The following is a 23,979-nucleotide window of genomic DNA, read 5'->3' on the forward strand; positions in this document are numbered from 1 at the left end:
GATCAACGACCGCTCTGATGACGCTCACGTCGATGGGGTGCCTTGCGCAGCGAAATCAAGGAGGAGCCCGAAGGGCGGGGGACATTCGCGGAGCAAGGTTCCCCGTCGGCGGGAGTGTCGCCCTGAACTTCAGGCCCTCACAAACGCTCCGTGCAGCCCCAGCGGCAGCGCATAAGGCAGCGTCGCCTGCGCCACAGGCCCTGCAGCAAGGTGGTCCGCAGCAAAGCACGACAGCACCGTCCGCTGCCGACCGAAGTCCAGCGCCGTGCCCAGCACCCAACCCGGCTTCGCACCATCCGGCACGAAGACGTGCTCTTCGACGATCGCCTGCGCGCCGTAACTGAAGCGCTGGCTGCGTCCAGTCTCGATGTCGGTGCGCGCGACCGCGCCGAAACCCGGTACGTCGGCGCGCGTCTGCGTGGCGTGGACCACCTGGCGGTGGCGCAGGCCGACGCGGCGCGGATCGATGCGGGGGAACTCGGCCTCGAGCGGCAGTTCGCGCTGCGTGGCCTTGCCGGTGCCCAGGTCGAGCGTGGCGACGGTCAGGCGCGGTTCGTTGCGGCGCACGCGGCGTGCGCGCATCACCTCGCGGTTGCTGGTGAACACCGACTCGGCGTTCTGCGTGCGGACGTAGTCGATGTGGATGCGCGCGCCGCGCGGCGTGTCTTCTTCCCATGCATTGCCGACGTGGAACAGGAAGCCGGCGGGCAGCTCGAACAGCTGGCGCGTGTCCCAGCTCTGCTTGTCGACCACCAGCGCGCGCATGCCGAGCTCGGGCCGCCAGACGTGGGCGTCGAGAAAGCTTGCGCCGGCCTCCTTGCGCTTGCTGTCGTAGACCAGCGGCGGCATGAGGAACACCAGGTGCCGCGCGGTCACGGCGAAGTCGTGGACCATGGATAGCTCGGGCACCGGCACGACGGCCGCGCGGCGCAACGCACCGCCGGGCGCGATCTCGTACAGCGCGAGCAGGCTTTGGCCCGAGCTCACGCCGAAGTTCCACACGGTGCCGTCCGGGTCGACCTTGGGGTGGGCCGAGAAGGGCATGCCAGCGAGGTCGGCGCGCCAGGTCTTCACGCCGAGCGTGTCGAGGGTGCGTGCATCGATGCGCGTGGCCGAGCCGCCTTCCCACAGCGCGAGCACTTCGCCCTGCATCGGCAGCACGCTGGTGTTGGCGACGTTGATGGCGTCGGCCGAGGTGGGCGGCTCCACGTCCGGCGGCATGGTGCCGAAGGCTTCGGTGAGGTGGCGGCCGGCCTTCACTTCGGCCACGCGCTTGGGCGTGGCGACGTAGCGGCCCTGGTGCCGCACGTCGGCGCCTTCGATCACGAAGCGGTGGACCATGCCGTCGCCGTCGAACCAGTGGTGGTAGCGCTCGCCGCCCAGGTCGTGGCCGGCCGGGCCGATGCGGAACAGCGTGCCGGCGACGGCGTCGGGAAAGCGACCGCGCACGGTGGCGCGGGTCAGCGGCAGGTCGCCCGGGGGCGTGGCGAAGCCGATCTTCCACGGCGCATCGGCGGCTTCGAACTGGGCCTGCCAGTTGTCGTCGGTGGTGCCGGCGGCACGCGCCAGCGGGCTGAAGAGGGGCAGGGCGCCGGCGGTGGCCAGCAGGCGCAGGAGTTCGCGTCGTTCCATGGCGGTGCTCCTCAGCGCAGGTGAATGACGGCCTGCGCGTCGGCCTCGACGCGGAAGGCGGCGGCCTCGAAGTCGGGCGCGCCGCGGTTGCCCTTGGCGTCGTTCGAGAAGCCGTAGCGTTCGATCGGCATGCCCACGAGGTTGGTGTCGAGCTTGCCGTTGCCGTTCTCGTCGGCGAACACGCGCAGCGCATAGCGCCCGGGCGCCAGGTCGGTGAAGACGAAGCGCGCCTTGCCTTCGCGCATCGGCGCGGTCTGCGAGGCGACGGCCTTGCTGTCGGCGTAGCCGGCGGCGTCGGTGTACAGCGCGACGTAGAGCGTGGCGCCGGCGGCAGGGCCGTCGGCGATGCGCAGATTCAGGTCGGCGGCCAGGGCGCCGAGCGGGGCGAGCGCGGCGGCCGTGAGCAGGGCGCGCGCGGCGGGGCGGGAGAGCAAAGCGGGAAGGTGCATGGCAGGCCTCGGGGTGGGTGGAGGGCCCGACGATCCCGCAGTCGCCGGGCGGTGCCCAGCGTCATGCGACGGAATGCGTGAATGCGCGCGCGAAATGCGCGCAGGCGGAGCGAACGTCGCGGCCTGTGACCCGAGGAAAGGGCCGCGGCTGCGGTCAGAGCTTCTTCTGGCCCGCCTTCGCCGCGTCGGTCGTGTCCTCGGCTTCGTGGCCCGGGCCCACATGGCCGACGTCCGCGAACAGGCTCCAGGCGGCCATGAACAGCGCCGCGATCACCGGCCCGATCACGAAGCCGTTGATGCCGAAGATCGCCATGCCGCCGATGGTCGACATCAGCACGATGTAGTCGGGCATTTGCGTGTCCTTGCCCACCAGCACGGGGCGCAGGATGTTGTCGACCAGGCCAATCACGAACACGCCGATGAAGATCAGCACGCCGCCTTGCCAGAAGTGCCCGGTGGCCAGGTAGTAGATGGCCACGGGGCCCCAGATGAGCGCCGCGCCCACGGCCGGCAGCAGCGAAAGAAAGGCCATCAGCACCGCCCACAGCAGCGCGCCCTGCACGCCGAGGAACCAGAAGGCCAGCCCGCCGATGGTGCCCTGCGCAATGGCCACGGCCACGTTGCCCTTCACGGTGGCGCGGATCACGGTGGTGAACTTGTTCAGCAGGTAGTGCGTGTGCGGCTTGGCCAGCGGCACGGCGTCGCGCATGGTCTTGGAGAGCGTCGCGCCGTCGCGCACCAGGAAGTACAGCAGGTACAGCATCACGAAGAAGCTGATGACGAAGTCGAAGGTGTTCTGCCCGATGGCCAGCGCCTGGCTGGCAATGAGTTGGCTGGCCTGGCCCGCAATGGCCGAGATGCGCGCCTGCCAGGCCGCCATGTCGCCCAGGCTGAAGCGCTCCACGAGGCTCAGCAGCCACTGCGGCGCGGCGTTCAGGATCTGCTGGAAGTAGGCCGCGAAGTTGATCTGGCCCGAGCGGATGTTCTGCGTGATCAGTGCCACCTCCTGCACCAGCGACACGCCCACCATTGCCAGCGGCAGGATCACGATGAACAGGCAGATCGCCAGCGTGGAAAGCGCGGCCGCATTGCGCTTGCCGGGCATCTTCCTGAGCAGCCACTTGTAGAGCGGCGTGAACAGGATCGCCAGCGCCACCCCCCAGAGCACCGCGCCGAAGAACGGCATCAGCACCCACAGAAAGGCGACGGTGACAGCAGCAAGCAGGGCGAGGAAGACGCCGCGCTGAAGTTGGGGAGAGTTCATAAGTGTCTCGGACTGTAGCCGAGCCGGAACCCGTCGCCGTGTCAGCCGGCGCGCCCTTGTGCGATGCAGCAGGCTTGCCCAAGAAAAACGCCGCGGGCGCAAGGCCGGCGGCGTGTGTCAGCTACGCAATTGATAGCTGAGGCTGGCACAAGTGCACAGCGACACAGTGCTATCGCTTGGCTGCGCGCGGCAGCGCCACGGGCGCCAACGTGGCGCGCAGGCGGCTCGGTGCATCGGGCTCGGTGGTCGCGTCGACCTCCAGCGCGCGTTCGACATTGCCGATGTGGTCGAGCATGAGCTGGCGCGCCTGCGCGATGTCGCCGGCCTCGAGCGCTTCGACGATGGCGCCGTGCTCCGCGCACGACTGTCCGGCCTCGTGCTTCGACTGGTAGAGCGTGGCGGCCAGCGTGGTGCGGGCCGTGAGGTCGCGCAGCACGTCGACCAGCAGCTGGTGGCCCATCTGCTCGGCCAGGCAGACATGGAAGTCGGCCAGCAGAAAGGCGCGCGTGGCGGCGTCGGCGCCTTCGATGGCGCGCTGCTCGTCGGCGATGTGGTCGCGCAGCTTGCGGATCACCTGGCCCAGCGGGCGGCCTTCGCTCGCGGCCAGGATGCCGGCCTCGACGATGCGGCGGGCCGAGAACGCGTCGCGCGCTTCTTCGGCCGAGGGTTCCACCACGTACCAGCCGCGGCGCGACTGCACCTCGACGAAACCGCGCGCCTGCAGCTGCATCAGCGCCTCGCGCACCATGGTGCGGCTGACCGAGAAGTTCTCGGCCAGCGCCTGCTCGCCGAGCCGGTCGCCGGGCGCGAGCTTCTGCGCGAGGATGGCCTCGACGACGCGTTCGGCGATGGCGGTGGGGCTGACGTCGGCGGGCATTTTTTTCAGTGGGCGGTGGAAGCGGCGGTGCCGGTGTTTACCACGGGCGCTTCAGCCAACGGCTCGTCGTCGGGCGAGTAGGTGCCGTCGAGCACCGCATGCGCGCGTTCGCGGTCGATGTCGCCTTCCCAGGCTGCGATGGCCACCGTCGCCACGCAGTTGCCGATCAGGTTGCCCAGCGCGCGGGCGATGCCCATGAACCAGTCGACCGACAGCACCAGCACCAGGCCGATGGCGGGAATCGCCGGAATCGCATGCAGCGTGGCGGCCAGCACCACGATGGCCGAGCCCGGCACGCCGTGTGCGCCCTTCGACGTGACCAGCGCAATCGCCAGAATCGTCAGCAGGTCGGCCATCGAGATCGGCGTGTTGGTCGCCTGTGCAATGAACACCGCCGCCAGCGTGATGTAGATGGAGAACGCGTCGAGGTTGAACGAGTAGCCGGTGGGAATCACCAGGCCCACCGTCGAGTCGCGGATGCCCATGCGGCGCAGCTTGGCCATGATCTGCGGCAGCACGCTGTCCGACGAGGTGGTGGCGAACACGATGGCCAGCTCTTCGCGCAGGTAGCGCAGCAGCTTCCACAGGCTGAAGCCCGAGAAGCGCATCACCAGCCCGAGCACCACGAACACGAAGATCAGCACCGCGCCGTAGAAGAGCGCGACCAGCATGCCCAGTTGCTTGAGCGAGCCGATGCCGTACTTGCCGACCGTGAAGGCGATGGCGCCCAGCACGCCCAGCGGCGCCAGCTTGATGATGATTCCCATGATCTTGAACAGCACCAGCGAGAGCGCATCGACCACCGCCGCCACCGGCGCGCCGCGATCGCCCAGCAGCGCGAGCGCGCAGCCGAACAGCACCGCGAACAGCAGCACCTGCAGCACGTCGCCCGTGGCGAAGGCGGCCACCACGGTGGTCGGGATGAGCTTCATCAGAAACTCGACCGTGCCGCCGCTCGTGAGCTTGTCGGCGTTGGAGGCGTAGGCGCTCATGGCGCTCGCGTCGAGCGCCTTGGGGTCGACGTTCATGCCCACGCCCGGCTCGAACACGAAGGCCAGCACCAGGCCCATCGCCAGTGCAATGGTGGTCAGCACCTCGAAGTAGATCAGCGCCTTCACGCCGACCCGGCCCACGCGCTTGAGGTCGCCCGCGCCGGCGATGCCATGCACCACCACGCAGAACACCAGCACGGGAATGATCATCTTGATCAGCTTGATGAAGCCGTCACCGAGCGGCTTGAGCTTGGCGGCGAACTCGGGCGCAAAGAGGCCGACGAGCACGCCCACCACCAGTGCGATGACCACCTGTCCGAAGAGCGATTTGGCAAAGCGAGGCATGGAAATCTCCTGTCGTTGTCGTGTCGAGGTTTTGCATGCAAGGATCGCTTTTTCTTGCATACAAGAACTGTAGGCAAGAAGACTTCAGGGGTTCAGAGGGTATTCCCGGGGCTTTTCGAGGGGCTTCGAGCGGCCGGAAGAAGCGCTCCCATGGACGGGGGAGGCGGCGTTTCGGGGCGGCTCCTAGCATCCGCCACCCACAACGAGGAGAGCCCCTGATGAAGATCGCCTTTACTTCCTGCTTCAGTGCCCAGAGCTTCAAACAACAGCCTGTCTGGACCCAGGTCGGCGCCTCGGGCGCCACGCACCTGGTGCTGCTGGGCGACTCGGCCTACTACGACGCCGACGGTTCCGACATGGGCGCGGTCAAGGCGATGGGCGCCCATGACTTCGCGCTGCATGCCTTCGGCCGGCTGCGCGACCAACTGAACCAGAAGGAGTTCGCCAAGCTGGTGCGCGACACGAGCTTGCGCATTCATCCGATCTGGGACGACCACGACTTTCTGTGGAACGGCGCCTGCGGTGCGCAAATCGAGGGGCAGCCTTCGTACCGGCACTTGCTGGACCCGACCCGCGCGGCGTTCCAGGCCTACCGCGACGCGCTGGACTCCCACGACCCGAAGACCTTTCCCAAGCCCGCCGATGGCTGGGCCTCGGGCGTTCCCGAACCCGGTTACCGGACCCTCATGCTCAGCAACGCCGGCGACCCGGACGGCGCGGTGATGTTGCACCTCACCGACGGACGCAGCTACAAAACCAAGGGCGGCGAGAAGGCCGTGCTTGGCAGCGCGCAGATGAAGAAGCTGAAAAAGACCATCGAGGAATCAGACGAGAAGACGGTGCACCTGATCGCCAGCGGCCTCACCTTCGAAGCCCGCCACGGCGAGACCTGGATGGACTGCGTGGCAGAGCACGCCGCGATCCTGGCGCTCGCGGCGGCGCGCCGCATCCTCATCCTGAGCGGCGATGTCCACGAGAACCGCTTCGCCGTGCCATGGCCGACCGGCCCCTGGAGCCTGTTCGAGGCCACCTCGTCCGGCGCTGCGTTGCGCACGGCCGTCACCATCGGCGCGCTGCAATGCAACTGGGGGCTCGTCGACATCACGAAAGACCAGGTGAGCATCGAGCTGTCGCAGCTGCACATGGACACGCGCCGCCGCGTCATCGACCGGAAGAAGTGGAAGATGCTGTAGGCGTGGCGGGGCGCGAGTTCACGGCCCCTCCATTCGGCTTGCGAAACAGGATCACGAGCCCGGAGATCAGGAAGTACACCGCGCCCACCGCCGCATAGCCTGCGAGCGTCTGGAGGACCGGTGCGTCGGTGCCTTGCCGTGCAACGAACAGGCCACCGGCCAGCGCAGACTGCGCGCCGCTCAGCATCATCACCCACTGCCCCCGCTGGCTCTTTCGGCGGCGAAGGGCGGTCGCCAGCTGCAGAAGGCCCGACACGATGGCCCAGAGCCCGAAGATGGCCAGGCCGATCTGGAGCCCGAACACCAAAGAGCCCACGACGGCAGCGGTGACCAGTGCGCTGATCCACGTGTTCAGCATCTGGGTCGGGTTGGCTTGGGTGCCGCCCGTCATCCGGGCGTCCACCAGGTTCGCCAGCGCGTCCCATGCCGGATAGATGACCAGCAAGATCATCGTCAGCACGGGCGATTGCTTGGCGACGGTGAAGGCCAGCGCGACCCACACGAAGGAAAAGGCCGCGCGGGTGAAGTAGAGCTTGCGCAGCCAGGCGGCCGGTTGCAGTTGAGGTTGGATGGTGTCGGACATAAGGGGGGAGGAGGAGAGGGGGAGCCTCGAACGAGGCGGTTGCAACGATTCTTCTGCGTTCCCTCCCGCCGCGGTATCGGTCGAATGACCGACAGGCGCCGATCCGACGGCTGTGCGATGCTGTGCACCCGCCCCTGATCCCATGCTCGAAGACACCACCCTCACCGCTTTCGACGCGGCCCGCGCGCTTGCCTTCATCGGCGACTTGAGCATGGGCCAGCCCATCGACCATTCGCTGCGCACCGCCTGGCTGGCGGGAATGATCGCGACGCAAGCCGGCTGCGACGCGGCGCAGGTCGAGGTCGCGCAACACGTGGCGCTGCTGCGCTGGTCGGGTTGCACGGCGAACGCGCAGGAGTTCGCGGACTTCCTCGAAGACGACGTGCTGGGCCGGCGAGCCCTTCTCGCCTCGTCGCAGCCGCGGATGCGCCAATCCAACCGCGCGGCCATCCCCGGGGCCGTGGTGGAGATGGCCCACATCCATTGCGAGATTGCCGGCGACATCGCGAACATGCTCGGCCTGGGACCCGAGGCCGAGGCCGCCCTGCGCGCCATCTTCGAGGCGTTCGATGGCAGCGGCGTGCCCGGCCTGCTGCAGGGCGATGGCGTGCCGCTTGCGACTTACGTCGTGGCCCTCGCGAGCGATCTCGAAATCTTCAGCCGTCTCTATGGGCTCGACGAAGCCCTCACGCTCACGCGGGGACGCGCCGACAGCCTCTACCCCGGCTTCCTGGTCGACGCCTGCGCACCGCACGCCCCGGCGTGGATGAAGCAGTTGGATGCGCCTGCCCCGCCGTGGACTGATGCTGCAGACACGTCGGCGTCGATGCGCCAGCGCGTCGGCCTGGAACTCGTCGGCGACGTGAGCGACCTCAAGCTGCCCTGGATGACGGGCTACTCGCGGCGCGTGGCCAAGCTGGCGCGCGACTGCAGCGCCCAACTGGGAATGAGCGAGGCGTTGCGCCATCGCATCTACAGGGCCGGCCTGATCCACGGCATCGGGCGGGCCGCGGTTCCCAACGCCATCTGGAATGCGCCCGAACCGCTGCCGGCCGCGTCGATGGAACGCCTGCGGCTCGTGCCGTACTGGACGTCCCGCGCGGCAGGGCAGATCGACGGTCTCGCGGCGGAAGCAGAAATCGCCTCGTTCGCCTTCGAGCGGCGCGATGGCTCGGGCTACTTCCGTGGCCGCTCCGGTGCGTCGATGCCGCTCGAAGGGCAGGTCGTCGCGGCGGCCGAGCAGTGGGTGTCGCACCGCACCCGCCGGCCGTGGCGAGCCGAACTGACCGACGCCGAGGCGCGCGATCGTATGCAGGCGGACGCCGAGGCCGGTCGCTTCGACAAAGAGATCGTCGCCGCGCTGCTCGCCTGCGCGCTCTCGGGCGCGCCTGTGAAACCCGTGGGGCCCGCGCAAGACGACGCGTCGCTGTCCCAGCGCGAACTGGACGTGCTGCGCTGCATCAGCCAGGGTGACAACACGAAGCAGGTCGCGCGTGCGTTGAACATCAGCGCGAGCACCGTGCGAACGCATGTCGAACGCGTGTTCCGCAAGCTCGGTTGCTCGACCCGCGCGGCCGCCACGCTGAAAGCCTCCGCCAGAGGCTTGCTGTAGCGGGGCAGGGGCGGCACAGGGCCGCCCCGTCGTTCAAGCGGCCATCGGCTCCGCCCGAACCGCACGCGCAGGCGCCCCGGTCTCGAGCTGCCCACGCAGCATCTCCCACCGCACGCGCGCCGACACGATGCTTTCTTCCTTCACATGCCCGAAACCGCGAATCTGCTCCGGCAGGCGCGCCAACGACAGGGCCGTGTCGAAGTCGATGCGCTCGAAACGCGCGAGCAGGTCTTCGACCATCGCGCGGTAGTCGGCAACGAGCTGGCGCTCCATGCGGCGCTCGGCGGTGCGGCCGAACGGATCGAGCGCCGTGCCGCGCAGGCCACGCAGCTTGGCGAGCACGCGGAAGGCGCCGAGCATCCACGGGCCGAAGCTGGTCTTCAGCGCGCGGCCTTCCGCATCGCGACGGCCCAGCACCGGCGGTGCCAGGTGAAAGCGAAGCACGGGCTTGCCTTCGAACTGCTCGCCCAGCTTCTCCAGGAAGCGCGGGTCGGCGTACAGGCGCGCCACCTCGTACTCGTCCTTGTAGGCCATGAGCTTGAAGAGACCCGAAGCAACGGCCTTGGCGAGCACCGTGCTGCCGCGCGTGCGTTGCTCGGCGTCGCGCACGCGTTCGACGAGGTCCGCGTAGCTGCGTGCGTAGGCGGCGTTCTGGTACGACGTCAGGAACGCGGTGCGGTCGGCCACCAGCGCCTTGAAGCTCTGCGGCTTCTGCAGCGACACCACCTGCGCCGGTGCGGCCTGGCGGGTGACAGCCGCGAGGTCGAGCGCAGCCTTGCGGCCCCAGCGGAACGCAGCCTGGTTGGCCTTCACGGCCACGCCGTTGATCTCGATGGCCTTGTCGAGCGCTTCGGCCGACAGCGGCACGAACCCCTTCTGGAACGCGAAGCCCAGCAGGAACAGGTTGGCGGCAATGGCGTCGCCCATGAGGCGCGTGGCCAGCTGCGTGGCGTCGATGAAGTCGGCGCGGCCCTCGACCGATTCCTCGATGAGCGCACGCACCTGCGCGGCCGGAAACTCCCAGTCGGGCTGCTGCGCGAAGTGCCCGGTCGGCTGCTCGAAGGTGTTGACCAGCGCATAGGTGCGGCCCGGCCGCATGCGCGCGATGGCGTCGGGCGCGCCGGCCGTGAGCATGTCGCAGCCGAGGATCAGGTCGGCCTCGCCGGTGGGAATGCGCTGCGCCTTCAGCTGCGTCGCGTCGCGCGCAATGCGCACGTGCGACGTGACCGAGCCGTTCTTCTGCGACATGCCCGTCATGTCGAGCACGCTCACGCCCTTGCCCTCGAGATGCGCCGCCATGCCGATCAGCGCGCCGATGGTGATCACACCCGTGCCGCCGATGCCGGTGATCAGGATGTTGTGCATGCCGTCCAGTGCGAGCGGTACCGGTGCGGGCAGCGCAGGTTCCTCGGCGGCCTTCACGGCCACGGGCGCGTGCTTGCGCGGCTTCACGCCTTCGACCGTCACGAAGCTCGGGCAGAAGCCCTTGATGCACGACTCGTCGGCGTTGCACGCGCTCTGGTCGACGCTGCGCTTCAGGCCCAGGTCGGTTTGCTTCGGTAGCAGGGCGGTGCAGTTCGATTGCTCGCCGCAGTCGCCGCAGCCTTCGCACACGGCGTCGTTGATGAACACGCGCCGCGCGGCTTGCGGGAACTCGCCCTTCTTGCGGCGACGGCGCTTCTCGGCCGCGCACACCTGGTCGTAGATCAGTACCGACACGCCCTCGAACCCGCGCAGCTCGCGCTGCACTGCGTCCATGTCGTCGCGGTGGTGCACGCTCAGTGAAAAGCCGTCGCGGTCCGGTGGCAGCAGGCTGCGGTCGGCCCAGCGCGTCGGGTCTTCGGCCACCAGCGCGAGGCGCTTCACGCCTTCGGCCGCGACCTGGTGCGCGATGCGCGGCACGTTGATCGGCCCGTCCACAGGCTGGCCGCCCGTCATCGCGACCGCGTCGTTGTAGAGGATCTTGTAGGTGATGTTCACGCCCGCCGCCACGGCCGCGCGAATGGCCAGCGAACCCGAGTGGTAGTAGGTGCCGTCGCCGAGGTTCGCGAACACGTGCTTGCGCTTGGAGAACCACGCCTGCCCGAGCCACGGCGCACCTTCGCCGCCCATGTGCGTGGTGGTGCGGTTGTGCTCGGGGTAGATGGCCGTGGCCATCACATGGCAGCCGATGCCCGCGAGCGCGAGGCTGCCCTCGGGCACCTTGGTCGAGGTGTTGTGCGGGCAGCCCGCGCAGTACCAGGCCGGGCGCGAGGGCGTGGCCACGGCCTTGCCGAGCACCACGTCTTTCGCGTCGAGAATCGCCAGCCGCATGCGGATGCGGTCGCTGGTGTGAAAGCGCGCCACGCGCCCGGCAATGACGCGCGCGATCTGCGCCACCGAGAAGTCGGCCGTGGCCGGCAGCAGCCATTGGCCGCGCGGGTGTGCGCCCCATTCGCCCTGTTCGTCGAACTTGCCGATCACGCGCGGGCGCACGTTCTCGCGCCAGTTGTACAGGTGCTCCTTGAGCTGGTACTCGACGATCTGGCGCTTCTCTTCGACCACCAGGATCTCTTCGAGCCCGTCGGCAAATTCGCGGATCGAATCCGGCTCCAGCGGCCAGGGCATCGACACCTTGAACAGGCGGATGCCGATGCGCGCGGCCTCGTCGGCGTCGATGCCGAGTTCTTCGAGCGCTTCGAGCACGTCGCGGTACGACTTGCCCGAGGCCACGATGCCCAGCCGCGCCTGAGGCGAATCGATGGTCACGCGGTTCAGGCGGTTCTCGCGCGCGTAGGCGATGGCGGCGTAGATCTTGTAGTCCTGCATCAGCGCTTCCTGCTTGCGCGCCTGCACGCCGAGCGTGTCGGTCGACAGCCGCGCATGCACGCCGCCGGGCGGGAACGCGAAGTCCTTCGGCAGGCGCGTGTGCACGTCGAGCGCGCCGGCGGCAATCGAGCCCGACGACTCCACCGTGTCGGCCAGCGCCTTGAAGCCGACCGGCAGGCCGGCAAAGCGCGACATCGCAAAGCCGTGCAGGCCCAGCTCGATGTATTCCTCCACGCTCTGCGGGTAGAGCATGGGGATCATCGACGCGGCGAACAGGTGGTCGCTCTGGTTGGGCAGGGTGGACGACGACGCGCCGTGGTCGTCGCCCGCCACCAGCAGGATGCCGCCCTTCGGCGAGGTGCCCGCGTGGCTCATGTGCTTGAACACGTCGCCGCAGCGGTCCACGCCGGGCGCCTTGCCGTACCACATGGCAAACACGCCATCGACCGCGCTCTCGCCGGTCAGGTGCACCTGCTGCGTGCCCCACACGGCGGTGGCGGCCAGCTCTTCGTTCACGCCGGGCAGGAACTTGACGGCGTTGGCCTCGAGCTGCGGCTGGGCTTTCCACAGCGCTTCGTCCAGGCCACCGAGCGGTGAGCCGCGGTAGCCCGAGACAAAGCCCGCGGTGTTCAGGCCGGCCTGCTGGTCGCGCCATTTCTGCACGAGCATGAGGCGCACCAGCGCCTGGATGCCGCTCAGGTAGATCCGGCCTTCGGTGGCCGTGTATTTGTCGTCCAGCGCAACGCTGGCGAGTTCGTGGGTTGCCATGAGAGAAAAGACTCCGGGTAGGACTCGTGGAATGCGGGCGTGGCCCCGGTAGAGGGCCGGCCCGCGAAACGCCTCGCCGGGGTTGCCGCCGAGACAGCGACGATTCTTTCGCACCCCGACCCGAAAGTGCTTCTTCGTTTCGCGGGAGAAACCCGCATTCCGGAAGATTCGTCGCCGCCGAAGTCGATTCACCGAAAGGCCTTCGGCCACGCAGGCGCCAGCGCCCAGGCCCGACAATGTCCGCCCGATCGACCGAGGACCTGATGAGACCCGACCTGGATTCGCTGGCGCTGTTCCTGCGCGCCATTGAGCACGGCAGCCTGTCCAAGGCCGCCGCCGAGAGCCACATGGTGCTGTCGGCCGCGAGCCGGCGCCTGGCCATCCTCGAGAGCCAGCTCGGCGTGGGGCTGCTCAACCGCACCTCGAAGGGCGTGACGCCCACGGGCGCGGGCGAGTCGCTGGCGATGCATGCGCGCCAGATCCTGCGCGACGTGGACCGCATGCGCGCCGACCTGTCCGACTACGCGCAGGGCGCCACCGGCCGCGTGCGGCTGCATGCCAACGCGTCGGCGATGGGGCAGTTCTTGCCCGACGATGTGGCGAGCTTTCGGCTGCGCTACCCCGAGATCCGCGTGAGCGTCGAAGAGCACCGCAGCGTGTACATCGTGCAGGCCATCCGCGACCGCCAGGCCGACGTGGGCGTGATCACCAGCGAGGCGGTCGACCCGGCGCTGCACTTCATTCCGTACCGCACCGACCGGCTCGTGGCCATCGTGCGCCAGAAGCATCCGTGGCGCGGGCGCGAGGTGTCGTTCGAAGAACTGCTCGACTTCGATTTCGTGGGGCTCGAAGACGACTCGGCCATCTCACGCACCATGGAAGACGCCGCGATGAGCGCGCGCAAGGTGCTGCGGCTGCGTGTGCGCGTGAAGAGCTTCGAGGCCGTGTGCCGGATGATCGAAGCAGGCATGGGCGTGGGCATCCTGCCCGAGGGGGCGGCGGTGACTTACCGCAAGGAGATGAAGCTGCGCTTCATCAACCTCACCGATGCGTGGGCTTCACGTCGCATGTACCTGTGCACGCGGCAGGAGGCGTTGAGTTTTCCGCAGCGTCGGTTGGTGGACCATCTGTTGGCGCGCGGGATGCCGTAAGGCTCAGGTTCATTCAGGGCGGCGCTCCCGCCGACGGGGAGCCTTGCTCCGCGAATGTCCCCCGGGGCTTCGCCCCTCCTCCTTGATTTCGCTACGCAAGGCACCCCATCGACGTGAGCGTGTGGAGCGCAGCTGCGGACCGCATGGCGCGTTGCGGAAGCTGCATTTGTTGGCGCGCTTCGCGACTTCGTGCCGCACGAAGTCGGCACGGCGCCGGGCTCTTCTCTAAAGTAGCTGCCCCTGCCACTCAAAACCCCACCAAGGGGACTCGGAAGACGCCACACACACAGCCATTGAAATGTTGAAAGGCTGCTTGCCTCGCGGCAGGTTGTCGGTGCGAAAGCAGCGATGCAAATGCGAGGTATCAAAAGGCGACGGCCGGGGTGTTACGAGCACCCCAGCCGTCTAACCAAAGACGTGCAACACCCTCGAAAGGACCGCACAAAAATGGCTACCAAGACTATAGCCCGGCCTCGCACGCCGGTATCCCCCGACGGAATCGCCCACCAAGACCCGGCGAACCTCCTCGAAAACACACTCGCCCAACTCGAAGCCCTGCTGTGGGTCTGCCACGGGGAAGACATCGACTGGTGCAGCGGCGAAGGGCCCCGGCAGTTGGACAACCTGCTGTGGCTTGCGGCAGAACTGGCGCGCAAGGCGGGGGCGTTGTTTCAGGCGAGTGAGAGGGCGCGACGCGAAGCGCCTGAGGCCGGCAGTTAGCGGCAGAGCTGCGGGCTGCGGGAAGGGGGGCATCGCGAATGGCCCTCGGGACTCAGCCCTTGAAAGGCGTCAGGTAGGGTGCCGCGGCGCTATCAGCGGCTTTGCGGTAGCTCGGTATCTCCGTCTTGCTCGCGCTTGCCAATGCTTCTTTGAGTTGCGCGGCGTTCAGGTCTTTGCAGTACGCGGGGGTTCCGGGTTGCTGCCTCCACGATTCAGCGAGTGTTCCGCCATCAATGGCATCGAACCCCAACTCGCGGACCAAGTCTTGTACAAGGTGCTTGGCTTCAGTGTTGTCGCCGGCAACTGAAAGTGCAATGCGTCCGGCGCTTCCACCCGAGTGGCCGCGTGTCGCCAAGCTCTCAGCCAGGATGTTGTTGAAGGCTTTGACGACGGGCCTGCCCACTACCGAAGCAATCCATTCGCTGTCCGTGGCCCCTTGCTCGACCTGCGCCACGACACCATCACGGGTGGGGTAGTAGTTGCCTGCGTCGACGACGACAGCAGGGTTCTTGCGCAGCACGTCATGGGGAAGGTCGGCGACCGCCAGTTGCGGGATGGCGATGATGACCAAGTCCGCAGCACCTGACGCTTGCTCGACCGTTGCAGCCACCACCCCAGTCTCGGCCGCGAAAGCCGCGAGCGTGGCCGGTCCCCGCGAGTTCGCAATTTGCACTTCGTGGCCCAAGGCCTTGAGGTTGCGGGCGAGTGTGCTGCCAATGTTGCCCGACCCAATGATTCCAATGTTCATCTTGAGATTCCTCATTCAAAAATGGCAATTATTCGAACGACGGCGTTCCCGACAGCTGACAGGGTCAAGACGGCCGACCATGCTTGCACAGCCGCAAGGGTGGCATGCCCTGCCAAACTGATCAGGCACGCTGAATAAAATTCATCCATGTCCGCCGCTTTGGTCCCACGCCCCCAGTGCACCGCTTGCCTGCGCCCGCTCAGCGCCTGCATTTGCCGCTGGGTCGCGCCCACCGCCCACGCGGTGGAGGTACTGGTGCTGCAGCACCCGCTGGAGGTACACCAGGCCAAAGGCAGTGCCCGCCTGCTGCACCTCAGCCTGGCGCACTGCCGCTTGGTGGTGGGTGAGGCATTTGCCGTGCCCGTCTGGCCGGAGGACGGCAAGCACACGCTGCTGCTGTACCCGGACAGTCTGCAAGATACCGCCCCGGACCTGCGGCTCCCACCCCCGGTACCGCCCGAGTGGTCGCAACCACCGTCGCGCCTGCGCCTGGTCGTGCTGGACGGCACCTGGCGCAAAAGCCGAAAGATGCTCTACCAAAGCCCGCCACTTCAACAGTTGCCCCGCTTGGCCCTGCGCAACCTGCCGCCTTCGCACTACCGTATCCGCAAAGCCCATGGGCCCGACCAACTGTCCACGCTGGAGGCGACCTGCTACGCCTTGTGCCAACTGGAAGGCGATGCGGCGAGGTTCCAGCCTTTGTTGAATGCCTTCGACGGGTTTGTAGAGTACTTGGAGCAGGCTGGCGGGCAGCGAAACGCGCAAACCGACAAGTCCCGCCCTCGACCAAGGGTTACGGGTTTCATTTAAGTGACCAGCTAAATGGCTGGTTTTGGCCGACTGTAGCCTGTCGCCACGTCGGCGCATTGGGGCCCGAAGCAGCCGGCCGCTAAATTCGAAAGAGGACATTCGAGTAAAGTCGTTTTTCCCGCCAGCATCAGCGAACCCATGCCTAAGACATTGCCCCGAACCATCTGCCTCGTGACCTGGTGCACGCGTGAGGTGACAGTGCGGCATACCTTTGGGAATCGCTTGACCTTTGCCAACGCAGTGAGCACGTGACGGGCCGTCCGGATGCCCCGAGCCGCCGACGGCCGTGGCTACAGTCAATGCAGGCCCTCGCCGTCGCGGCCTTGATCGGCTGGGGTTGCCTTATGGGAGCGACCGAAGTGGTGGAAAGCCTGCGCACCGGGGTGCTCAACAACCGCAAAGGACCTGACATCGTTGCAGCCGAGCAGCCCGTCTTTTACTGGGCCCTGATCGGCTTCTACACGGCGGCAACCCTGACCGCCGCCGGCTTGGCGCTTTTGGTGCTGGCCATTGCCGTGCGCGATCTGATTGGTGCGAGAGGCCCTGATCGATGAACACGTCGTCTACGCGCCTGGCGACCTGCGTGCCGGTGGTGACGAGCCCGCTGTCGGTTGTCCGTGCGGCGCAGTTCTCCTGGCCCACTCACAAACGCCTGCATGGCGGCGACGCCGAAGGACCGCTCCTGGCCGAGCTGTGTCGGTAAGCGTGATCAGTTGACTCCGACCGACCCGAGCCGCACGTGTCGGCCCGACTCTGAAGCCGGGGCTTCAACGATTCGCGTGCCGATGCACTGGACCGCAAGCCAGCATTCCGAGGTATGGGGAGGGCTGAGCTTCAACCGAAACTTGGGTCACATCTGCGCGGAAAGCAACCGGCCGCTTACAAGCGCCGTACACACGACACAGCGCCATACAAGCAACGCCGCAGTTGCCTTCACAGTGCTCTTGCGGCGTCGCTGGCGCGCTGCCCAAGCGTCTGCACAAGCCACCCCACCACGCCCTTCGGCCACCTTGCCGAGGGGCCCTCGGAGCACACGTCGTGTCGTCACAGAAAAAGAACGCCGCCTTCCTCGTCTCGATCTCGGGCCACGGCCTTCCGGTGTGGCCATGGAGCGCAGGAAGAAGCAGGCCTCGTTCGCGTGCACCGGCCGTACCCAGCGCGCAGAAAAGTAGCGCTTTTTAGTTAATGCCATGTAACGCCATGGGGCGTTACCGACAGGCCAACCCAGCGCTTGGACGCACGCGCACGGCTGAACGCACGCCGGCTGCGCTACGTCAGAGGGGAATGTCATGTTCACCCGCTACGCCATTCGCACGCTGCTGTGCATTGCCGCCGTGCCCGCCATCTCCGAGGAGCCCGCACCCATCCATGGCCGCATGTTCCTGAGCAAAGCCGAGATCGAGACCACCTTGATCGGCAAGCCCATCGTTTCCAGCAATCTGTCGAGCGGCATGGTCTCGCGCTGGCAGTTCTATTCAGACGGCCGCGTCGACTTTGCCAACCAGAGCGGGCCTGGCAAGGCGTCGGGCACGTGGGTTCTCAACACCGACGGCTCGATGTGCGTGACCATGATTTCTCGAACCGGGTGCCGCTACTGGTTCAGGAACGAAAAAGACGGCGCCATTGCGAATGCCAAGACCCGGGAGCCGAATGCGCCGACCGTGGCCGAGATACGGTTCGAGTGATGGTGAGAGACCCGAGAGGTGTTCACAAGCTACCCCATAGATACACCGATTTCTGTTCTGCAATGGCCTGTTTGGCGAGTCTTTGAAGATCCAACACCACAGGTCGCAGTTCGTCCGCATCGACCTGAAGCTCCTCGGTTGCGGCCCATGGATGCAATGCGGACTCAAGTGCCGAGTGTTCGGCGTGAGCAAGAAGCTGGACCAGCCGATCTGGGAACCGAAAGAGCCAGGCGTCGCCTTCGTCGTCGCCATCCCCTTCATCTTCCAACTCGTGCAGGTCGGCATCCCATTCCTTCCCTTCCAGGATGGCCCACAGAGTGCCTACTTCAAGGTCGGTGAGGCCCTTGTACGCAGCCGGGCGCACATGCGATGCCGTGGCCTTGCCCTGATCGTCCTCGTTCATCCGGTCCGCGTAGTGCGTGGCTTCTTCTTCGCTCGCAACGAAGAAATCTGAAAGTAGTCCCATTGCATTTCCTCCTGTGTTTACGGTTCTGGTCGGCTACAGTCTGTCGCCCGGCCCGCTTCGACCAAGCCGAGCCTGGCGAGTGCCAACAAAAATTGCTCGTACTCTTGATCTTGCATGCCTTCGATGACGACAGCCACGGCGTGGTACCACGGGTTGGGGTGTTCGCACTCGAAAGAGAAGCTGCAACTCAGCTGCCGAGCACTGCAAGCGGTGCGTGCGGCAGCCAGAATCTCGTCGCAGGCCGAATCAACTTCATCGCGGCCGAATGCCTGCTCGATCAAACGCAAGGGGACACTGTGCGTTCGCTGCGATGCGTTCGCGCGGGAAAAGGGGATATTTGCCATGAATACGGATTTGAACCTTTAGCCTACGATTGCCACATCGTCCATTTATGGTCATCCCCCGCGCCGCTTCCATGGGCAATTTTGGGGACCCGTTCCAGAAATTCTTTCGACCCGGCCGGGTGCTTTAGGGCGAACTGAGCACCGCTGATGAACGTCGGGTCATGGCCGACGCCGGCCCTTCAGAATTCTGCTTGTCCCGTGCCCGCACCCCGAAGAATGTCAGCGCAGTGCTTCAACCAGATCCAGCACCATGCGATCCGGCCCGAAGGTCTCGACACCATGGGCCAGCAAAGCATCGACAGCCTGCGCGATGCCATGGCTGGAAGAAGACTGCTCCGCCATGTCGTTGTAGTACCCCAAATCCTTCTTCGCATTCGCCATCGAGAACTTCAGCGAATCGGTGCTGCCCGTCAGCAGCTTGGGCTTGAGGCGTTCCAACGCCACGCCGTTGCCGCCGCCCTTGGCGAGCACGTCGACAAACACTTCGGGCTTCACGCCGGCGCGTTGCGCGCAGGCCGCGGCCTCGCACAGCAGCGCCACGGTGCCCAGCGAGACGAAGTTGTGCAGCAGCTTCATCGCATGGCCTGCGCCCACATCGCCGACGTGCGTGACGTTCTCGGCAAAGCAACGCAGCAGCGGCAGGCACGAGGCCAGCACCTCGGCGTCGCCGCCCACCAGCAGGTTCAGGCGGCCTTCTGCGGCTTCCTTGGCGGTGCGGGTCATCGGCGTGTCGAGGAAGCGGCCGCCCTTGGCGTGCACGGCCTCGGCCACCTTGGCGGTGGAGGCGGGCACGGCGGTGGAGCAGTCGATCACCACGGTGCCGGGGCGCAGGGTCGTCAGCGCGCCTTGGTCGCCGAGCATCACGGCTTCGACCTGCGGCGTGCCGGTGACGCAGAGAATGAGCACGTCGACCTGCGCGGCCAGCGTGGCCACGTCCTTCACCGACGTGGCGCCGGCCTTCAGCAGGTCGTCGATCGGCTGATTGCCCGCGTGCTCCAGCACCGTGAGCTGGTGGCCGTGCTTGACGATGTTGCTGGCGATGCCGTGGCCCATGAGGCCGACGCCGACGAGGCCGACCTTGCGCGGGGTTTGTTGTTGTTCAGTGGTGGTCATGGGTTGTCTTCATCCGTGCTTGATGGCGATGGTCTTGAGGGTCGTGAAGCCGAGCAGGGCCTCGAAGCCCTTCTCGCGGCCGAAGCCACTCGATTTCACGCCGCCGAACGGCAGTTCTACACCACCCGCCGCGCCGTAATTGTTGACGAAGACCTGGCCGCAATGCAGCTTGTGCGCCATGCGCAACTGGCGCGCGCCGTCGCGGGTCCACACGCCGGCCACCAGGCCGAAGTCCGTGCCATTGGCCAGACGCACGGCCTCGGCCTCGTCGGCGAAGGGCATCACGGCCAGCACGGGGCCGAAGACCTCGCGCTGGGCCAGGTCGCTGTCGTGCGGCACATCGCGGAACAGCACGGCCTCCTGGTAGTAGCCGGTGGACGGCGCCTGCGGCGACACCGTGCCGCGCGCTGCCACTTTCATGCCGCTTGCCTCGGCGGTCGCGACCATGTCACGCACCTGGCGGAACTGTTTCTCGTTGATGAGCGGGCCCATGTCCAGGTCTTCGGCGGGCGTGCCCGCGCGCACGGCCGTGAAGCGTTTGGCGAGGCGCTGCACGACCTCTTCGTACACCGACTGTTCCACCAGCACGCGGCTGCCTGCCGAGCAGGTCTGGCCGGCGTTCTGGATGATGGCGTTGAGCAGCACGGGCTCGGCCGCGTCGAGGTCGGCGTCGGGGAACACGATCTGCGGCGACTTGCCGCCCAGCTCCAGCGTCACCGGGCAGTGGCGTTCGGCCGCGGCCAGGCCGACGCTGCGGCCGGTCATGGTCGAGCCGGTGAACGAGATGTGGTCGATGCCCGGGTGCGCGCACAGCGCGGCGCCGGCTTCCTTGCCGTAGCCCGTCACCACGTTGAGCGCGCCGGCCGGAAAGCCGACTTCGGTCGCGATCTCGGCCAGGCGCAGTAGCGACAGGCTCGCGTCTTCGGCCGGCTTGACCACGCAGGCATTGCCCGCGGCGAGCGAGGCGCCCACGCTGCGGCCCGCGATCTGCATCGGGTAGTTCCAGGGAATGATGTGGCCTGTCACGCCGTGCGGGATGCGCACGGTCAGCACGGTGTAGCCGCGCTCGTAGGGCAGGGTGTCGCCGTGCAGCTTGTCGCAGGCGCCGGCGTAGTACTCGAAGTAGCGCGCCAGCGCGGTCGCGTCGTTGCGCGCCACGCGCAGCGCCTTGCCCGTGTCGCGCGCCTCGAGCTGGGCCAGCTCTTCGTGGTGCTGCATCACGGCGGCGCCGAGCTTGGCAAGCAGCCGGCCGCGTTCGAGCGCGGTGGTGGCGCCCCAGGGGCCGTCGAAGTGCTCGCCCATGGCCTGGCGCGCGGCGCGCACGGCGGCGTCGATGTCGGCGGCCGTGCCGCGTGCGATGGCGCCGAATTTCTGGCCGTCGCTCGGGTCGATCACGTCGATGGTGGCGTCGGCTTCGGACGCCACGCGGCGGCCGTCGATGTAGTGGGTGGCGTTCATGGAAGGTGTGTCTCCGTGTGGCGGATCAAGTCGGTTCCGGCCAGGGTTTCTGTGCGTCGCGAATCTGCTCGAAGGCGCGGCTGAACTGCAGCACGCCCAGGTCGTCGAAGCGGCGTCCCGCCACCTGCAGGCCGATGGGCAGGCCTTCGGCCGAGTAGCCGCAGTTGACCGACGCCGCCGGCTGCTCCGACATGTTGTAGGGCACCGTGAAGCCGATGTGCTCCAGCGGCCGCATCGGGTCGTTGGTGGGCGAGGCGTGGTCCGCGGGCGCGGGCATGTTCGGCGACACCGGTGAGATCACGAAGTCGTACGCCTTGGTGGCGGCGACCGTGGCCGCGCGCGTGGCGACGAACTGGCTGTAGCCGTCGAAGACGTGCGCGCCCGAAAAGCCGGCGGCGCTCTCGGCCCATTCGCGGATGTACGGCAGGATCTTCGCGCGCTGCTCGGCGCTCATGGCCTGCATGTCGAGGCACGAGCGCATGCGCCAGAAGTGGTCCATGCCTTCCAGCATCTTCGGCGTCATGAAGGCGGGGATTTCTTCGACGTGTGCGCCGGCCGCTTCGATGCGCTTCGCGGCATCGCGAATGGCTTGGGCGATCTGCGGATCGAGTGGCAGGCCGCAGCCCGCGTCCATGTGCAGCGCCACGCGCTTGCCCTTGAAGAACGACGGATCGACTTCGAAGGCCGTCCAGTCGATGCCGGGTGCCGGCAGCTCGGAATAGTCGCGGTCGTCGGGCTGCGCGACCGACGCCATCATCAGCGCCGCGTCGGCCACGGTGCGTGTCATCGGGCCGGCGCAGCGGCCCATGTAGGGCGAGCTCAGCGGAATGCGGCCGAAGCTGGGCTTGAGCGTGAAGATGCCGCACCAGCTGGCCGGCAGGCGCAGCGAGCCGCCGATGTCGGTGCCCACGTGCAGCGGGCCGTAGCCAGCAGCGGCGGCTGCACCGGCGCCCGCGCTGGAACCGCCCGGCGTGCGCGAGGTGTCCCACGGGTTGCGCGAGAGGTCGTGAAAGCTCGACAGCCCCGACGACAGCATGCCCAGGTCGGGCATCGTGGTCTTGGCCACCATTACCGTGCCGTCGGCCTTCAGGCGCGCGGCGGGCGGTGAGTCGTACGTCATCGGCACGAGTTCGTAGGCGGCGGTGCCCAGCGGCATCGGGTCGCCCTCGGTCGCGAGGTTTTCCTTGATGGTCACGGGCACGCCGTCGAGCGTGCCGCGTGGCGTGCCGGCGAGCCAGCGCGCTTCGGAGGCGCGCGCCTGTTCGAGCGCGGCTTCGGGGCGGAACAACCAGGTGGCGCGCAGCTGCGGCTCGCAGGCCGCGATGCGTTCGTTGACCGCGCGCGTCACCTCGACCGGCGAGAGTTCCTTGGCGGCGTAGGCCGCGTGCAGTTCCTGCACGCCCAGGGCATACAAAGGCTTCGTCATGACTGCATCAACCCCACGAGATGGCTGCCAGGTCGTTCGCGACGATCGGCATGTTCGGCCACAGGCCCTTCACTTCCTTGCGCGCGACCGTGGGGAACACGGCCTGGAACAGGAAGCCGTTGACGGCATCGTTCGCGAGCATCTTCTGCGCCTCGCCGAGCAGCGCGTTGCGCTTCTTCTCGTCGGGCTCGCTCTGCACCGAGGCGTACAGGTCGCGGAACTTCTTCGAGTCGTAGCCCCAGTAGTAGTCGGGCTCGGTGTACTTCACGAGGTCGAAGGGTTCGACGTGCGCAACGATGCTCAGGTCGAAATCGTGCCCGCCGCCGAAGGTACCGCTGAGCCACTGGGCCCATTCGACGTTCTGGATCTTCACGTTGATGCCGATGGCCGCGAGCTGGGCCGCGATCACCTCGCCGCCCTGGCGCGCGTACGAAGGCGGCGGTAGCGTCATGCGCAGTTCGAGCGGCGTCTTCACGCCCGCATCGGCCAGCAGCTTCTTCGCCTTGGCGATGTCGAAGGGGTTGATGGCGGTGGTGTCGACATAGCCCGGCGCGCCGATCGGGTAGTGGCTGCCGATGGCCTTGCCGAAACCGTCGGCCGCGCCCTGGATCACCACGTTGCGGTCCACTGCGGCGAGGATGGCGCGGCGCACGCGCACGTCGTCCAGCGGCTTGCGCTTGTTGTTGATCGCCAGGATCACCTTGCTGCGCGTGCCCACTTCGAGCACGCGAAAGCGCGGGTTGGCGCGGAACTGGCCCACGCTGCGCGTGCCGGCGCGCGGGAAGATGTCGATGTCGCCGGCCATCAGCGCGGCGGTCTGCGCGGCCGAGTCGGACATGAACTTGAAGACGAACTTGTTGACCTTGGCCAGCGCCGGGTTGCGGTACGTCGGCGACTTGACCAGCGAACAGGCCGAGCCGCGCTGCCAGCTGTCGAGCTTGTAGGGGCCGGTGCCCACGGGCTTGGTGGCGTTGGTGTCGGCGCTCTTGGGCTCGACGATGCAGGCGGTGGCCTGGCCGAGCATGAAGAGCAGGTCGGGGTTGGGCTGTGCGGTGCTGATGACCACGGTGTCGGCGTCGGGCGCCTTCAGGCTGATCTCGCTGAAGAAGCGCTTGTCCTTGTTGGTGCTCTTCTCGCCGGCCGCGCGCTCGAAGCTGAACTTGACGGCGGCCGCGTCGAAGGCCTCGCCGTTCTCGAACTTCACGCCCTTGCGCAGCTTGAAGGTGTGGGTCTTGAGGTCGGTCGACGCGGTCCAGCTCTCGGCCAGCAGCGGCGTGACGCTGCCGTCGGCGTTGATCTTGGTCAGCGTCTCGAAGATGTTGTAGTGCGCGATCTCGGCAATGGCCGAGGCGGCGGCGGTCGTCGGGTCCAGGCCCGGCGGTTCCAGCGGCATGCCGATGGTCAGCATGTTCTTGCCGGTCTGGGCCTGCGCGAACAGCGGAAAGGCGCCGGGGATCGCGGCGGCGATGGCGGTGCCCATGAGGGTGCGACGCTTCAACATTCTGTGGTTCTCCTGGAAGACAAAAGCAGGGCGA

22 protein-coding genes are annotated in these 23,979 nt (G+C 67.2%); 8 read left to right on the forward strand and 14 right to left on the reverse strand.

Going from position 1 to position 23,979, the window contains the following annotated elements; translation table 11 throughout:
• Positions 1 to 129: 129 nt before the first annotated feature.
• The 5 genes from RZE79_RS07965 to RZE79_RS07985 all read right to left on the reverse strand — a co-directional run bounded on the left by RZE79_RS07965 (position 130) and on the right by RZE79_RS07985 (position 5,559).
• Positions 130 to 1,632, reverse strand: a complete 1,503-nt coding sequence (locus RZE79_RS07965) for a carotenoid oxygenase family protein (protein ID WP_319359734.1) — start codon at positions 1,630 to 1,632, stop codon at positions 130 to 132.
• Positions 1,633 to 1,643: 11 nt separating this feature from the next.
• Entirely contained in the window at positions 1,644 to 2,081 is a 438-nt protein-coding gene (locus RZE79_RS07970) for a DUF2141 domain-containing protein (RefSeq protein ID WP_319359736.1), read from the reverse strand.
• 154 nt (positions 2,082 to 2,235) lie between these two features.
• A complete protein-coding gene (locus RZE79_RS07975; RefSeq protein ID WP_153285542.1) occupies positions 2,236 to 3,345 on the reverse strand; it encodes an AI-2E family transporter in 1,110 nt (369 codons plus the stop codon).
• A gap of 169 nt (positions 3,346 to 3,514) precedes the next feature.
• Complete coding sequence (locus RZE79_RS07980; RefSeq protein ID WP_319359739.1) at positions 3,515 to 4,222, reverse strand: GntR family transcriptional regulator; 708 nt, start codon at positions 4,220 to 4,222, stop codon at positions 3,515 to 3,517.
• A gap of 5 nt (positions 4,223 to 4,227) precedes the next feature.
• Positions 4,228 to 5,559 carry a C4-dicarboxylate transporter DctA gene (locus RZE79_RS07985; protein WP_319359741.1) on the reverse strand — a complete coding sequence of 444 codons (1,332 nt, stop codon included), beginning with the start codon at positions 5,557 to 5,559 and terminating at the stop codon, positions 4,228 to 4,230.
• Positions 5,560 to 5,777: 218 nt separating this feature from the next.
• Here RZE79_RS07985 and RZE79_RS07990 point away from each other — a divergent pair, with 218 nt between their 5' ends.
• Positions 5,778 to 6,752: a hypothetical protein gene (locus RZE79_RS07990; protein WP_319359743.1), complete on the forward strand. Its 975-nt coding sequence runs from the start codon at positions 5,778 to 5,780 to the stop codon at positions 6,750 to 6,752.
• On the opposite strand, the gene RZE79_RS07995 is transcribed toward RZE79_RS07990, so the two are convergent.
• Positions 6,721 to 7,335, reverse strand: coding sequence for a DUF308 domain-containing protein (locus RZE79_RS07995; protein WP_319359745.1), 615 nt, complete (start codon positions 7,333 to 7,335; stop codon positions 6,721 to 6,723). The two genes, RZE79_RS07990 and RZE79_RS07995, sit on opposite strands and share 32 nt — an antisense overlap.
• 142 nt (positions 7,336 to 7,477) lie before the next feature.
• On the opposite strand from RZE79_RS07995, the gene RZE79_RS08000 reads away from it, so the two are divergent.
• Positions 7,478 to 8,947 carry an HD domain-containing phosphohydrolase gene (locus tag RZE79_RS08000; protein WP_319359747.1) on the forward strand — a complete coding sequence of 490 codons (1,470 nt, stop codon included), beginning with the start codon at positions 7,478 to 7,480 and terminating at the stop codon, positions 8,945 to 8,947.
• Positions 8,948 to 8,980: 33 nt separating this feature from the next.
• On the opposite strand, the gene RZE79_RS08005 is transcribed toward RZE79_RS08000, so the two are convergent.
• Complete coding sequence (locus tag RZE79_RS08005; RefSeq protein ID WP_319359749.1) at positions 8,981 to 12,523, reverse strand: indolepyruvate ferredoxin oxidoreductase family protein; 3,543 nt, start codon at positions 12,521 to 12,523, stop codon at positions 8,981 to 8,983.
• Between the two features lie 263 nt (positions 12,524 to 12,786).
• Here RZE79_RS08005 and RZE79_RS08010 point away from each other — a divergent pair, with 263 nt between their 5' ends.
• Positions 12,787 to 13,674, forward strand: coding sequence for a LysR family transcriptional regulator (locus RZE79_RS08010; RefSeq protein ID WP_062472076.1), 888 nt, complete (start codon positions 12,787 to 12,789; stop codon positions 13,672 to 13,674).
• Between the two features lie 447 nt (positions 13,675 to 14,121).
• Complete coding sequence (locus tag RZE79_RS08015; RefSeq protein ID WP_319359753.1) at positions 14,122 to 14,394, forward strand: hypothetical protein; 273 nt, start codon at positions 14,122 to 14,124, stop codon at positions 14,392 to 14,394.
• A gap of 52 nt (positions 14,395 to 14,446) precedes the next feature.
• Here RZE79_RS08015 and RZE79_RS08020 read toward each other — a convergent pair whose 3' ends face one another.
• Positions 14,447 to 15,142 carry an NADPH-dependent F420 reductase gene (locus tag RZE79_RS08020; protein WP_153285536.1) on the reverse strand — a complete coding sequence of 232 codons (696 nt, stop codon included), beginning with the start codon at positions 15,140 to 15,142 and terminating at the stop codon, positions 14,447 to 14,449.
• Positions 15,143 to 15,289: 147 nt separating this feature from the next.
• Between RZE79_RS08020 and RZE79_RS08025 the strand changes: the two genes are divergently transcribed.
• The 4 genes from RZE79_RS08025 to RZE79_RS08040 all read left to right on the forward strand — a co-directional run bounded on the left by RZE79_RS08025 (position 15,290) and on the right by RZE79_RS08040 (position 17,637).
• A complete protein-coding gene (locus RZE79_RS08025; protein WP_319359755.1) occupies positions 15,290 to 15,952 on the forward strand; it encodes a tRNA-uridine aminocarboxypropyltransferase in 663 nt (220 codons plus the stop codon).
• 299 nt (positions 15,953 to 16,251) lie between these two features.
• The gene (locus RZE79_RS08030; RefSeq protein ID WP_153285534.1) at positions 16,252 to 16,506 is read left to right on the forward strand and encodes a hypothetical protein; all 255 of its coding nucleotides are present in this window, start codon (positions 16,252 to 16,254) and stop codon (positions 16,504 to 16,506) included.
• A complete protein-coding gene (locus RZE79_RS08035; RefSeq protein ID WP_319359758.1) occupies positions 16,503 to 16,655 on the forward strand; it encodes a hypothetical protein in 153 nt (50 codons plus the stop codon). The genes RZE79_RS08030 and RZE79_RS08035 overlap by 4 nt, the downstream gene beginning before the upstream one ends.
• Positions 16,656 to 17,241: 586 nt before the next feature.
• Complete coding sequence (locus RZE79_RS08040; protein WP_153285532.1) at positions 17,242 to 17,637, forward strand: hypothetical protein; 396 nt, start codon at positions 17,242 to 17,244, stop codon at positions 17,635 to 17,637.
• A 22-nt stretch (positions 17,638 to 17,659) separates the two neighbouring features.
• On the opposite strand, the gene RZE79_RS08045 is transcribed toward RZE79_RS08040, so the two are convergent.
• The 6 genes from RZE79_RS08045 to RZE79_RS08070 form a co-directional block, all read right to left on the reverse strand.
• On the reverse strand, positions 17,660 to 18,103 hold the full coding sequence (locus RZE79_RS08045; protein WP_319359760.1) for a hypothetical protein: 444 nt from the start codon (positions 18,101 to 18,103) through the stop codon (positions 17,660 to 17,662).
• 17 nt (positions 18,104 to 18,120) lie between these two features.
• Complete coding sequence (locus RZE79_RS08050) at positions 18,121 to 18,447, reverse strand: hypothetical protein (RefSeq protein WP_319359762.1); 327 nt, start codon at positions 18,445 to 18,447, stop codon at positions 18,121 to 18,123.
• Between the two features lie 219 nt (positions 18,448 to 18,666).
• Complete coding sequence (locus tag RZE79_RS08055) at positions 18,667 to 19,560, reverse strand: NAD(P)-dependent oxidoreductase (RefSeq protein ID WP_319359764.1); 894 nt, start codon at positions 19,558 to 19,560, stop codon at positions 18,667 to 18,669.
• A 9-nt stretch (positions 19,561 to 19,569) separates the two neighbouring features.
• Positions 19,570 to 21,018 (reverse strand): aldehyde dehydrogenase family protein, encoded by a 1,449-nt coding sequence (locus RZE79_RS08060; protein WP_319359766.1) that lies wholly within the window; start codon positions 21,016 to 21,018, stop codon positions 19,570 to 19,572.
• Between the two features lie 25 nt (positions 21,019 to 21,043).
• The gene (locus tag RZE79_RS08065) at positions 21,044 to 22,444 is read right to left on the reverse strand and encodes an amidase (protein ID WP_319359768.1); all 1,401 of its coding nucleotides are present in this window, start codon (positions 22,442 to 22,444) and stop codon (positions 21,044 to 21,046) included.
• Between the two features lie 7 nt (positions 22,445 to 22,451).
• Entirely contained in the window at positions 22,452 to 23,945 is a 1,494-nt protein-coding gene (locus RZE79_RS08070; protein WP_319359770.1) for an ABC transporter substrate-binding protein, read from the reverse strand.
• Between the last annotated feature and the right edge of the window lie 34 nt (positions 23,946 to 23,979).

The sequence above is a fragment of the Variovorax sp. EBFNA2 genome, from assembly GCF_033802765.1.
Taxonomy (GTDB): Bacteria; Pseudomonadota; Gammaproteobacteria; order Burkholderiales; family Burkholderiaceae_C; genus Variovorax; species Variovorax paradoxus_H.